Source organism: Mycobacteroides sp. PCS013 (assembly GCF_049532645.1).
Taxonomy (GTDB): domain Bacteria; phylum Actinomycetota; class Actinomycetes; order Mycobacteriales; family Mycobacteriaceae; genus Mycobacterium; species Mycobacterium gwanakae.
The window spans coordinates 1,029,493-1,041,537 of record NZ_CP150131.1 but is presented as its reverse complement, the minus strand read 5'-3'; the positions used below and the strand labels follow the sequence as shown (position 1 = coordinate 1,041,537).

Here is a 12,045-nt window from a genome sequence, read left to right as displayed (position 1 = left end):
CTATTCAGCCAGAATCGTCAGCGTTGCCCGCAGCCCGCCCAGCGGACTTTCCGACAGCACCACATCTCCCCCGTGCAGCGCGGCCTGCTGCGCGACGAGCGCCAGACCCAGCCCGAGCCCGCCGGGCTTGGCACCGGGGCCACGTTCGAATCGCCCCAGCACCCGCTCCCGATCAGCCTCGGGAAGGCCGGTGCCATCGTCGTCGACCTCGATCACCAGTCGGCTATCGACCCGATTCGCGCTCAGCACAACATGTTTGGCATTGCCATGGTTGATGGCGTTACGCACCAGGTTGTCCACCGCCAGCCGCAGCCCATCGGGCCAGCCCAGCACCACGCCCCCGTCATCGGTGTTGACGGTGATCTCCGGCATGTCGGCGCGGTGCATCGACGCATCCGCTGCCACCCGGTCCAGCAGATCGGCGATGTCCACCAGTTCACGATCTTCTGCGCGGGCGAGATCACCCGACGCGAGCTGACCGAGTGCGGTGATGGTGGCTTCGACCCGGCGCTGCGCGCGCTGCAGGTCGCCGATGACCTCGGTGCGTTCCTCATTCGAAAGGTCATGCGCGCGCAGCGTGTCCAGGTCAGCGCGCATCGCGGTGAGCGGCGTGCGTAGCTCATGGGCGGCGCTGGCCGCGAAATCGCGGGCCGCCAGAAGGGATTTGGTGGTCTCTGACTGTGCTGCCGAGACACGCCCGAGCATGGCGGCCATGGCGTCGGCAAGTTCTTCGGATTCCCGTGCGCCGCGTACCGCCGCGACATGCAGACCGTCGGTGTCGAGTTGCCGGGTCTGATCGGTGAGTTGGTGCAGCGGTCGCACCGCCCGGCCCGCGAAAAGCCACGCGAAGCCTCCGGCCAACAGCATCGACAGCACACCCAGCGCGATGAAGACCGGGATTCCCCGGTGGTTGACCAACACCGTGTCCGACCGTGTCCCCAGTGAAATCACGGTCTGCTCTTCCGGATTCTCGATGGTCCGCACCCGGTAGTTCACGTCGCCGACGGTCACATTCCCCGTCCCCAACGGCAGCCTCGGCAGTTCGACGCCGCGGAAGATCACCAGGCCTCCGCTCTTGGAGTCCCGGACTGTCAACACGAAGGTGGTCTCGCCATGACGGGTGGTGGCCTGAACCGCATCCGTCAGCATGTCCAGGCGCCGGTCAAGCTGTCGGGTGTCGTTGCGCACCAGCGCGATACCGGCCACGATGCCGATGAGCGCGACCACCAGGCCCGCGGCCAGGAAGGCTGCGACCGCGACCCGGGTACGCAGCGACAGTGAGCGTTTCACGCCTCTTCCCTCATCACGTATCCCACACCTCTGACGGTATGGATGACTCGTGAGGCTCCCCCGTTTTCCAGCTTGCGGCGCAGATAGCTCACGAAGACGTCGGCCACATTGGTCTCGACGTCAAAGTCGTAGCCCCACACCAGTTCCAGCAACCGGGTGCGGCTCAGCACCACTCCGGTGTTCTCGGCCAGCACCACCAGCAGATCGAACTCGCGCTTACTCAACTCGACGCGCTCTCCGTTACTGAAAACCAGCCGGCGGGCCACGTCGACCGTCACCTGCCCCACGGTGATGGCGGAGGTGGCAAGACCGCCGCCGCCCGCGCCACGACGGCGCAGCAGGGCGCGCAGGCGGGCCACCAACTCGCCGAGGTCGAAAGGTTTCGTCAGGTAGTCGTCGGCACCGGCCTCCAGGCCGGCGATCCGGTCGTTGACGGTGTCACGTGCGCTCAGTACGCAGATCGGAATGTCATTACCCAGGGCCCGCAGTGCGGTAACCACCGCCACCCCGTCCAGCTCGGGCATCTGCACATCGAGCACCAGGGCGTCGGGCTCATCGGCCGCGAGCTGGGTTAGGGCATCGCGGCCATCGACAGCGACCCGGACGTCGAAACCCGAGTGGCGTAGCCCACGGGCTACCGAGTTCCGGACGTCCGGGTCGTCATCGACCATCAACACCTTGTGACGGGCGGCATTTTCCTGAGTCATCGCTGCTTAAGGCTAAGCCGCCCGTCTGAGAGAGGTGTTAGGCGTCCTGCTGATCGACCACCGCGGTGACGGCGGGCGAGGCCGGCTTGGCCGGGGCGGCCGGCTGGGTGCCGGCGTTCTCCGCGACGTCCTGCGCGGGCTGCTGCTGCGGCGCGAAGGGGTTCCACGGCTGCTGCGGCTGCTCAGCGGGGGCGTCCTCGGTGGCGGGCTGTGCCGGCTGGCCAACCAGTCCGGCCGGGGCGGCCGGGGCCGCGTCATCGGTATCCGCGCCACAGCTGCTCTTCAGGCTCGTGAGCGGCTGACGGATCTTGTCGAGCTCGGCCTTGGCGGCGGGCTGGCCATCCAGGTAGGTCTTGATGGCTTCGCGACGCTCGCCCTCGGGGGCACCCTTGGCGGCCTTGGTGATGCCGTCGTTGATGGTCGGGTTCTTGTCCAGGTAGCTCGCGACCTGGCTCGACACTGTCGAGTGGGTACGGGCGAACTCGGCGGCAGTGCACTGGCCGGGAGCCGCACCAGCGGCGCCTGCGAATGCCAGGGCGCTGGCGACTGCACCGGTACCGACGACACCGCTGAGGACAGCAGAGGTGAACTTCATGGAGTAACTCCTTGTTCAGCGTTACAGCCGACGAGGTGCCGGCCCGTCCGGGACGCTATCGAGCGTTGGTTGGACGGTCATGGCTCGAACGTTAAGAAACCATGAGAAGCGCGGCGAAAACTACCTCCATGTAGTTCGGCGGGCCCCTACTCCCCCGGCCAGCAGCGGTTCTTGAAGTCCTGCACCGGCTGACGGATCGCATCCAGGTCAGCCTTGGCCACTGGATTGGCATTGAGATACGCCTGCACGGCTTCGTGCTTGGCACCGCCGTCGCCGGGCGTGTTCTTGAGCGCATCGCTTATCCCGGTGTTGACGTCGGGATGGCGCTCCAGGTACTCCGCGCGCTTGGTCGCCTCCACCGCATCGAGCCGCGCTTCCTCGGAGACGGTGCAATCACCCGGCTTGGCGTAGGCGGGTGCCGCCACGCCAAGGGCACCGGCGACGACACCGAGACCCACGACAATCGATGTGTACTTCATAGCCGCTCCTTGAGGGATGTGGATCCGCGAAAAGGGACCGTGACCCGCACGAAGCTACTCCCCGAACACCCGCTGCACGACCGCTTTCGCGCGCCTGGTCACGCGCAGATAGTTGTCCAGAAACTCACCGCCGTCGTTGTCCGGCCAGCCGGCGGCCGCGGCCACCGTGTTGAGTAGCCGGCCGGGTCCGGGCAGTTGGTCGGTGGGCTTACCCCGCGCCAGCACCAATGCGTTGCGCGCGTTGGTGGCGGTCAGCCACGCCTGACGCAGCAGCTCGGCGTCCTCGGCCTCGATGAGCCCGGCCTGCGCTGCGGCCGCCAGCGTCTGCAGGGTCGAGGTGCTGTGCAGAGACGGATGTTCGTGGGCGTGGCGCAGCTGCAGCAGCTGCACGGTCCACTCCACATCGGCCAGCCCGCCACGGCCCAGCTTGGTGTTGGTGTTCGGGTCAGCGCCGCGTGGCAGCCGCTCGGCATCCACCCGCGCCTTGATCCGGCGAATCTCGCGCACGGCATCCAGGGCGATGCCACCGGCGGGGTATCGCGTCTTGTCGATCATGTGCAGGAACCGCAGACCCAGGTCCGCATCTCCGGCGACGCTGTGCGCGCGCAGCAGCGCCTGCACTTCCCACGGCTGCGCCCATTGGGCGTAATAGGTCTCGTAGGCCGTCAGGGTGCGCACCATCGGCCCGTTGCGCCCCTCGGGACGCAGACCGGTGTCGACCTGCAGCGGCGGGTCGGTGCTCGGAGCACCGAGCAGCTTGCCCAGCTTCTCGGCGATCGTGGCCGACCAGCGGACGGCCTCGTCGTCGGTGGCACCACCGCGCGCCTCGCACACATACAGGACGTCGGCATCGGAGCCATAGCCCAGCTCGCCGCCGCCCAGACGCCCCATCCCGATGACGGCGATGCTTGCCGGAGCCTCTTCGCCCTCGGGAACACTGCCCTTGATCAGCGCATCCAGGGCAGCCTGCAGCACCGCGACCCATACCGAGGTCAGCGCGCCGCAGACATCGACCACGTCCAGCAGACCCAGCAGATCCGCCGAGGCCACCCGGGCCAGCTCCCGGCGCCGCAATGATCGTGCCGCCCCGATCGCACGCTCCGGATCGGTGTGCCGCGCCGAGGACGCGATCAGCGCCCCCGCTACCGAGACTGGCTCCGCCTCAAGGAGTTTGGGCCCATTGGGCCCGTCGGCGTAGAGCTGAATCACCTCGGGTGCCCGCATGATGAGGTCCGGCACGTAGGCCGAGGTGCCCAGAATCAGCATGAGCCGCTTGGCCACCGCGCCCTCGTCACGCAGCGTGCGCAGGTACCAGGTCTGGTCGACCAGCGCCTCGCTCACCCGGCGATAGGCCAGCAGTCCGGCATCCGGATCGGGGGTATCCGCCAGCCAATCCAAAAGTGTTGGCAGCAAAATTGTTTGGATTCGTCCGCGGCGACCGCCCTCCTTGGTCAGCGCGGAGAGGTGACTGAGCGCATGCTGCGGCTGCTGGTAGCCCAGGGCCGCGAGCTGACGCACCGCAGCCTCGTTGGACAGCCCCAACGCCTCCTTGTCGAACTCGGTGACCGACTCCAGCAGCGGTTGATAGAACAACTTGGTGTGCAGGCGCGACACCCGCACCGCCTGCCGCTTGATCTCGGCGCGCAGCACCCCGACCGCGTCGTTCTGCCCGTCGGGACGCACGTGGGCGGCCCGGGCCAGCCAGCGCATGGCCTCGGTGTCTTCCGGCGCGGGCAGGGTATGCGTGCGCTTGAGCCGCTGCAACTGCAACCGGTGCTCCAGTAGGCGCAAGAACTCATACGAGGCAGTCAGATTCGCACCGTCGTCACGCCCGATGTATCCCCCGGTGGACAACGCCGCCAACGCGTCCACCGTCGAGGCGACATGCAGCGACTCATCGGCCCGGCCATGCACCAACTGCAGCAGCTGTACCGCGAATTCGACGTCACGCAGCCCACCGGTGCCCAGTTTGATCTCGCGCTCGCGCAGGTCTGCCGGCACCAGCGATTCCACCCGGCGGCGCATGGCCTGTACTTCCGGCACGAAATCGTCACGCTCGCAGGCGGCCCACACCATCGGCATGAGGGCGTCCAGGTATGCCTGGCCCAGCTCCGGATCGCCGACGGCGGGCCGCGCCTTCAGCAGGGCCTGGAACTCCCAGGTCTTGGCCCAGCGCCGGTAGTAGGCCACATGAGAATCCAGGGTGCGCACCAGCGCGCCCGCCTTACCCTCCGGGCGCAGCGCCGCGTCCACCTCGAAGAAGGTGCTCGAGCCGATGCGCATCATCTCCCCGGCGACGCGGGTGGTCAGCGAATCGGCCTCCTGCGCCACAAAGATGACGTCGACGTCGCTGACGTAATTGAGTTCGCGCGCACCACATTTGCCCATCGCGATGACCGCGAGCCGGGGCGGGTCCTGTCCCGCCGGAACCACCAGCGATACCGCGACGGACAGTGCCGCCGTCAGCGCGGCATCGGCCAGATCCGCCAGGTGCTGGCCCACCACGGGGAACGGCAGCACCGGTTCGTTCTCCACGGTCGCGGCCAGATCGAGTGCGGCGAGCACCAGCAGCCGGTCTCGGTACGCGTCGCGCAACGCCGAGATCGCGGCGCCCTCGGATACCGAGGCACGCCCCCCTACCGCACCAACAGCCGTCAAGAAGCGTTCTTGCAGAGCCTCTTTGGACTCAAGCTCGATATCCCCCACCAACAGCTGCCAACGGGCGGGATGGGCGACCAGGTGATCGCCGAGCGCCAGCGAAGACCCGATCACCGAGAGCAGCCGCCCGCGCAGGGCGGTGTCGGCGCTGAGCTCGCGGTCCAGCGCGGCCCAGTCGGCGCCCATCTCCTCGTGCAGCCGGATCAGGGTCAGCAGCGCGGCATCCGCGTCGGGTGACCTCGACAACGACCACAACAACGGGACGTGCGCCTCGGTGGTCCAACCCAGCTCTTCGAGCAGAGACGCGGCCCGCGCATCGACGAGCCCCAGCCGCCCGACACTGGGAACCTTCGAACGCTCGGTGGAGGCTCGAGTCACCTCAGAGACCCAAGTAGGCCCGCAGCTCGAACGGGGTCACATTGCTTCGGTAACGCGCCCACTCGGCCCGCTTGTTACGGAGGAAGAAGTCGAAGACATGCTCCCCCAAGGCTTCTGCCACCAGCTCGGAACGCTCCATGGCAATGAGCGCGTTCTCCAGGGTGCTGGGCAGTTCCTTGTAGCCCATGGCTTGACGCTCGGCCCGGGTCAGGCCCCAGACATCATCCTCGGCCTCGGGCCCCAGCGTGTAGCCCTGCTCCACGCCGCGCAGTCCGGCGGCCAGCAGCACGGCGTAGGTCAGGTACGGGTTGCAGGCCGAGTCGGGGCTGCGCACCTCGATGCGGCGTGAGGACGACTTGTTGGGCGTGTACATCGGAACCCGCACCAGCGCCGAGCGGTTGGCCGCGCCCCAGGATGCCGCCGTGGGGGCCTCACCGCCCTGCACCAGCCGCTTGTAGGAGTTCACCCACTGGTTGGTGACGGCACTGATCTCGTTGGCGTGCTCCAGGATTCCGGCGATGAACGACTTGCCGACGGTGGACAGCTGCAGCGGATCGTCGGGGTTGTGGAAGGCGTTAGTATCGCCCTCGAACAGGCTCATGTGGGTGTGCATCGCACTGCCGGGGTGATCACTGAATGGCTTGGGCATGAAGGTGGCATGCACGCCGTCGATGATCGCGACTTCCTTGACCACGTTGCGGAAGGTCATCACGTTGTCGGCCATGGACAGCGCGTCGGCGTAGCGCAGGTCGATCTCCTGCTGGCCGGGCGCGCCCTCGTGGTGGCTGAATTCCACGGAGATGCCCATGGATTCGAGCGCGTCGATGGCGTGGCGGCGGAAGTTCGGTGCCGCCTCGTGCACGGCCTGGTCGAAATATCCGGCGTCATCGGCCGGAATGGGCGCCGACCCGTCATCGGGCATGTTCTTCAGCAGGAAGAACTCGATCTCCGGGTGTACGTAGCAGGAGAAGCCCAAATCGCTTGCCTTGGCGAGCTGGCGGCGCAGCACATGCCGCGGGTCCGACCAGGACGGCGATCCGTCGGGCAGCTTGATATCGCAGAACATGCGCGCCGAGTGGTGCTTACCGGCGCTGGTGGTCCAGGGCAGCACCTGGAACGTCGACGGATCGGGGTGCGCAACGGTGTCCGATTCGGACACGCGGGCGAAGCCCTCGATGGACGAACCGTCGAAGCCGATGCCCTCCTCGAACGCGCCCTCGAGTTCGGCGGGTGCGATCGACACGCTCTTGAGGTAACCGAGCACATCGGTGAACCACAGCCGGACGAAACGGATATCTCGTTCTTCCAGCGTGCGCAGCACGAATTCCTTCTGACGATCCATGGTCAGAGGCTATTACATCCGGCCTAGACGAGCACGGATGCTCAGCACCGCAAGTCCCTGGGGGGCACGATGTCGTCCACGAAGTAGCGCGTGACCGCTTCGTCGACGCACGCCTCGCCGTTGAACGCGACGGTGTGCTGGGTGCCCTCGTAGCTGATGAGCGATCCGTTCAATTGCTGTGCCAGTGCCACTCCCGCTTCATAGGGGGTGGCGGGGTCGTGGGTCGTGGAGATGACCACCACCGGCGGCAGTCCGGGAGTCGACGGGGTGTGTGGGGATGAGGTCGGGGCTACCGGCCAGAAGGCGCACAAATCACGCGGGGCGTAGCCGGTGAAGGTGCCGTAGCTCGAGAACGGCGCCTGTTCGCGCAGTCGTTTGTCGGCGGCCACCCAGGGCGCGGAATCCCTCGGGGTCGGCCCGTCGACGCACCGAATCGAGTTGAAGGCGTCCTGCAGGTTGTCGTAGCGCCCCTGATCGTCACGCTCCTGGTACTGGTCGGCCAGCCACAGCAGGTCATCGGGTCCGCTGCCGTCGACCAGTCCTGCCAGCCCGGAGGTGAGGTACTTCCAGTACCGCGGCGTGTACATCGCCTGGATGGTGCCGGTGATGGCGTCCTGGTAGCTCAGGCCGCGTGGATCATTGGTCTTCGCGGGCTTGGCCACCAATGGATCGATCAGCTGGTGGAAACGCTTCACGGCCTGCGAGGGGTCGGTCCCCAACGGGCACTTGGGATCCTTGGCACAGTCGGCGGCGTAGTCGTTGAACGCCACCTGGAATCCGGTCATCTGCCGCACATTGGACTCGACGGGGTCGATGGTCGGGTCGATCGCACCGTCCAGGACCATCGTGCGCACATTCTGTGGGAAGTACTCGGCGTACTGGGTGCCCAGCTCGGTGCCGTAGGAGTAGCCCAGGTAGTTCAGCTTGCTGTCGCCGACTGCCGCCCTGATGATGTCCATATCCCTTGCCGCCGAGGCGGTTCCGGCATTGGCGAGAAAGTCCAGCCCCATCCGCTGCGCGCATTCGTTGACGTATTGGCGGTACACGTCCTCGATGTGGGCGACTCCGGCCTGGCTGTAGTCGGCCAGCGGTTCCTTGCGGAAGGCATCGAATTCGGCATCGGTGCGGCACCGCAGGGTGGGTGTCGAGCCGCCGACACCGCGCGGGTCGAATCCGACGATGTCGAAGCTCTGCCCGATCGCGGCGTCACCGAGCTTGGCGCCCATACCGGCTGCCAGGTCCACACCCGATCCACCGGGGCCGCCCGGGTTGACCAGCAGTGCACCGATGCGCTTGCCGGAGGCGGGCACCTTGAGCACGGCCAGCTCGGCGACCGCGCCCATCAGCTTGTCGTAGCTGACGGGCACCTTCACCTTGGCGCACCGCGCTGTCGGGATGCGGCTGGTGTCGCTGACAAAGCCGTCGCAGCCGCCCCAGACCACCTTCTGGTCATAGAACGCCTGCAGCGACGGGCTCGGCGCCGGCAACGGAACGGCGGCCGCCGGGATGACGGGGCCCGCCGAGAACGCAGCCGAGAACACCAAAAGAATCACCGGCAACGCCCGGCGCATCCGCATCATGGGCCACATCGTGCCATGTCGGACGCCAAAAGGGATCAGCAGCGGGCGCCTTCAGCCGGAGTCGTGACCTTGATGAGATATGTCTCCGCCGCTTTGTCGACGCACTGATTCCCGTCGAACACGATGGTGTGCTTGGTCCCCTCGTAGGTCAGCAGGCCTCCGCCAAGCTGTTTGGCCAGCTCAACGCCTGCCTGGTACGGGGTTGCCGGATCGAAGGTGGTGGAGACCACCAGCAGTTTGGGCAGACCGGGCACGTTGATGGGGTGCGGCTTGCTCGTCGGCGGTACCGGCCAGAACGCACACACTCCCAGCGGTGCGTTCCCGGTGAATTGGCCGTAGTCCTGGAACGGTGCCACCTCACGGATGCGGCGGTCCTTCTCGACGGCCTTGGCACGGTCGGTCTCCGGCGGTTCGTCGACACAGTTGATGGCGGTCTGTGCGTCCTGCGCGTGGCTGTAGTGGCCGTCTTCATCGCGCTTCATATACGCATCGGCGAGCAGCTGCAGGATGTCGCCGGAGCCCTCGCTGAGCTGACGCAGCGCCTTGGTGAACGCCTCCCACAATGTGGGCGAGTACATCACCATGATGGTTCCGATGATGGCGTCGCCGTGGGACAGGCCACGGCCGTCCTTGGTCTTGGCCGGGTGATCGACCAACGGGTCGATCATCGCCCGATAGCGCGCGGTCGCCTGAGCCGGATCGGTCCCCAGCGGGCAGCTCGGGCTCTTGGCGCAGTCGGCCGCGTAGTTGTCGAAAGCCTTTTGGAACCCGGCGATCTGGTCGATATCTGCCTGGGTGGGATCGGCGTTGGGGTCGATCACCCCGTCGAGGATGAGTGCCCGCACGTTCTGCGGGAACTGCTCGGCATACGTGGTACCGATCCGGGTGCCGTACGAGTAGCCCAGATAGGTCAGCTTCTCGTCGCCGAGAGCGGCACGGAGCCGATCCATATCCTTGGCGACGTTCACGGTGCCGACATTGGCGAGGAACTCCAGCCCCACCTTGTCGACGCAGCGCTTCACGAAGTCCTTGGAGTCCTGCTCCATGCGTGCGACGCCCTCAGGGCTGTAGTCGGTGTCGTTCTGCGCGCGCAGGCGATCCACGTCCTGGTCGGAGTTGCACTCGACGGCCGGCGTGGACGACCCGACACCACGCGGATCGAATCCGATGAAGTCGAAGCTGTCACGGATGTCCTTGGGTACCTGCTTGACGATGGCGGTCGCGGCCTCAATGCCCGATTGGCCGGGGCCACCCGGGTTCATCAGCAGCGATCCGATGCGCTTGCCCTTGGCCGGGTACTTGATGATCGCCAGCCGCGCCTTCGCCCCGTCCGGCTTGGCGTAGTCGACGGGCACCTCGAGTTCCGAGCACACGGTGCTCGCCGGCACCGTGGTGTTTTCCGGGGTGAAGCCGTCACAGTCCCCCCAACTGAGGGTGGTTTCCGACGGCTGAGCCGCCATCGCCTGACCTTCGACTGACCGCACACAACCAGAGACGACGGCTACTACCGAGGCAAGAGCCAATACGGCAGCAACCCGCCGACCACGAAACATCATTCAGCCATGGTGCCAGAAGAGACTAGATCCGAGCCTTCAGCTCCTGCAGCGCCACGCCGAAATCGTCGGTCAGGGTGGAAAGGTCGGGCATCAGATCGGGGCAGGAAATCAGGCCGACGTTGAGTTTCCCGTCCAGCGACATCACCGTGACGGTGAGTGCGGCACCGTGGAAAATCGGGCCCAACGGATACATACCGACCACCTGGGCACCCAAGAAGTACAGCGGCACTTGGGGTCCCGGCACGTTGGAGACCACCAGGTTGTGGATCACCGGATGGCGGTCGGCCAGCCGGATGCGCGAATAGACACGCATCGCGGTGCCGAACACGGCGGGCGCCGCGAACTGGCTCCAGTCCTGCAGCAGCGTCGCGCCCAATACCGCGGTGTGCTCCTTGGCCACCGTGTTGGCCTCGGAGATCGCGTTGAGGCGTTCGACAGGATCGTCCACGTTGGTCTCCAGCCGGGAGAACATGCCCGACACCTGGTTGCGGCCCGGGCGGTCGGATTTCTCGTGCACCGAGACCGGAACCATGGCTACCAGCGAGCTGTCAGGAAGCTCTCCGCGGTCGTCCAGATACTTGCGCAGAGCACCGGCACAGATGGCCATCACGACGTCGTTGACCTTGACGCCGAAGTGGTTCTTGACCGCGCGCACGTCTTCCAGATCCAGTTGGGCGTAGCCGACGTTGCGGCGGCTGGTGATCGTGGAGTTGAACGAGGTGCGCGGCGCCGAGAACGGTGCCGTCATGGCCTCGCCGCGTTTGGAGCGCTCCAGCCAGGCCGGGATGACGCCGATGGTCGAGGGCAGCAGCTTGGCGAATTTCAGCGGCCGCGACGCCCATTTGATGGCGCCGGTGATCGCGATCTCGAGGCTGTTGGCGCCGCCGACCCCCGGCGCGGGTTCGGGCGCCTGGGCATCGGGTTCCAGACCGCACAGCGCCGACATCAGGTTGGCTCCGGTGACGCCGTCGACGGAGGCGTGATGCATCTTGGTCATGACCACGAGCCGATTGGTGTCGCCGGTTTCTATGACCCACATTTCCCACAGCGGCCGGGCGCGATCCAAGGGCAATGACGCGATATGCCCACACATATCGGAGATCTCGGCCTTGCCGCCGGGCGCGGGCAGGCCGACGTGGTGCAGGTGCCGGTCGATGTCGAAGTCGTCATCGTCGACCCACACCGGGTGGTCCAGGTTCAGGCGGCTGTCGGCGAGCTTCTCGGTGAATGAGGAGATGCCCTCGACCCGTTCGATCAGCTTCGCTCGCAGTTTCTCGAACGAGTAGCCACCAGGAATAGTCGTGGTGTCTAGTTCCAGTACGCCGCACACGTGCATCGGCTGAGTCGGTGTTTCGAGATAGAGAAAACTGGCGTCGAGTCCGGAAAGCCGCTGCATGCGGCCGATGTTAGGCGAGCCGGTAGCCCCTCGTGCCCGAATGCCGTGACCGCAGGTGTGACCA

At 66.4% G+C, this 12,045-nt stretch carries 9 protein-coding genes; all 9 read right to left on the bottom strand.

What is annotated here, in order from left to right; genetic code table 11:
• The 9 genes from RHO23_RS05150 to RHO23_RS05110 all read right to left on the bottom strand — a co-directional run bounded on the left by RHO23_RS05150 (position 1) and on the right by RHO23_RS05110 (position 11,981).
• Complete coding sequence (locus tag RHO23_RS05150; RefSeq protein ID WP_064408531.1) at positions 1–1,290, bottom strand: sensor histidine kinase; 1,290 nt, start codon at positions 1,288–1,290, stop codon at positions 1–3.
• The gene (locus RHO23_RS05145; RefSeq protein WP_044104419.1) at positions 1,287–1,997 is read right to left on the bottom strand and encodes a response regulator transcription factor; all 711 of its coding nucleotides are present in this window, start codon (positions 1,995–1,997) and stop codon (positions 1,287–1,289) included. Before RHO23_RS05145 ends, RHO23_RS05150 begins: the two co-directional genes overlap by 4 nt.
• A 37-nt stretch (positions 1,998–2,034) precedes the next feature.
• Positions 2,035–2,592 carry a hemophore-related protein gene (locus RHO23_RS05140; RefSeq protein ID WP_064408529.1) on the bottom strand — a complete coding sequence of 186 codons (558 nt, stop codon included), beginning with the start codon at positions 2,590–2,592 and terminating at the stop codon, positions 2,035–2,037.
• Positions 2,593–2,738: 146 nt separating this feature from the next.
• Positions 2,739–3,071 (bottom strand): hemophore-related protein, encoded by a 333-nt coding sequence (locus tag RHO23_RS05135; RefSeq protein WP_070942536.1) that lies wholly within the window; start codon positions 3,069–3,071, stop codon positions 2,739–2,741.
• 54 nt (positions 3,072–3,125) lie between these two features.
• Complete coding sequence (locus RHO23_RS05130) at positions 3,126–6,107, bottom strand: bifunctional [glutamine synthetase] adenylyltransferase/[glutamine synthetase]-adenylyl-L-tyrosine phosphorylase (protein ID WP_423488763.1); 2,982 nt, start codon at positions 6,105–6,107, stop codon at positions 3,126–3,128.
• Between the two features lies 1 nt (position 6,108).
• Positions 6,109–7,449, bottom strand: coding sequence for a type I glutamate--ammonia ligase (gene glnA / locus RHO23_RS05125; RefSeq protein WP_030095418.1), 1,341 nt, complete (start codon positions 7,447–7,449; stop codon positions 6,109–6,111).
• 41 nt (positions 7,450–7,490) lie between these two features.
• Positions 7,491–9,029: an alpha/beta hydrolase gene (locus RHO23_RS05120; protein WP_057966257.1), complete on the bottom strand. Its 1,539-nt coding sequence runs from the start codon at positions 9,027–9,029 to the stop codon at positions 7,491–7,493.
• Between the two features lie 35 nt (positions 9,030–9,064).
• Positions 9,065–10,582 (bottom strand): alpha/beta hydrolase, encoded by a 1,518-nt coding sequence (locus tag RHO23_RS05115; RefSeq protein WP_044104654.1) that lies wholly within the window; start codon positions 10,580–10,582, stop codon positions 9,065–9,067.
• Positions 10,583–10,607: 25 nt separating this feature from the next.
• Entirely contained in the window at positions 10,608–11,981 is a 1,374-nt protein-coding gene (locus RHO23_RS05110) for a WS/DGAT/MGAT family O-acyltransferase (RefSeq protein ID WP_030095415.1), read from the bottom strand.
• Positions 11,982–12,045 lie beyond the last annotated feature (64 nt).

Excerpts from the sequence above, each read along its gene's own strand:
- RHO23_RS05110 (WP_030095415.1), bottom strand. The coding sequence starts at position 11,981 with ATGCAGCGGCTTTCCGGACTCGACGCCAGTTTTCTCTATCTCGAAACA.
- RHO23_RS05115 (WP_044104654.1), bottom strand. The coding sequence starts at position 10,582 with ATGTTTCGTGGTCGGCGGGTTGCTGCCGTATTGGCTCTTGCCTCGGTA.
- RHO23_RS05140 (WP_064408529.1), bottom strand. The coding sequence starts at position 2,592 with ATGAAGTTCACCTCTGCTGTCCTCAGCGGTGTCGTCGGTACCGGTGCA.
- RHO23_RS05145 (WP_044104419.1), bottom strand. The coding sequence starts at position 1,997 with ATGACTCAGGAAAATGCCGCCCGTCACAAGGTGTTGATGGTCGATGAC.
- RHO23_RS05135 (WP_070942536.1), bottom strand. The coding sequence starts at position 3,071 with ATGAAGTACACATCGATTGTCGTGGGTCTCGGTGTCGTCGCCGGTGCC.
- RHO23_RS05120 (WP_057966257.1), bottom strand. The coding sequence starts at position 9,029 with ATGATGCGGATGCGCCGGGCGTTGCCGGTGATTCTTTTGGTGTTCTCG.
- glnA (WP_030095418.1), bottom strand. The coding sequence starts at position 7,449 with ATGGATCGTCAGAAGGAATTCGTGCTGCGCACGCTGGAAGAACGAGAT.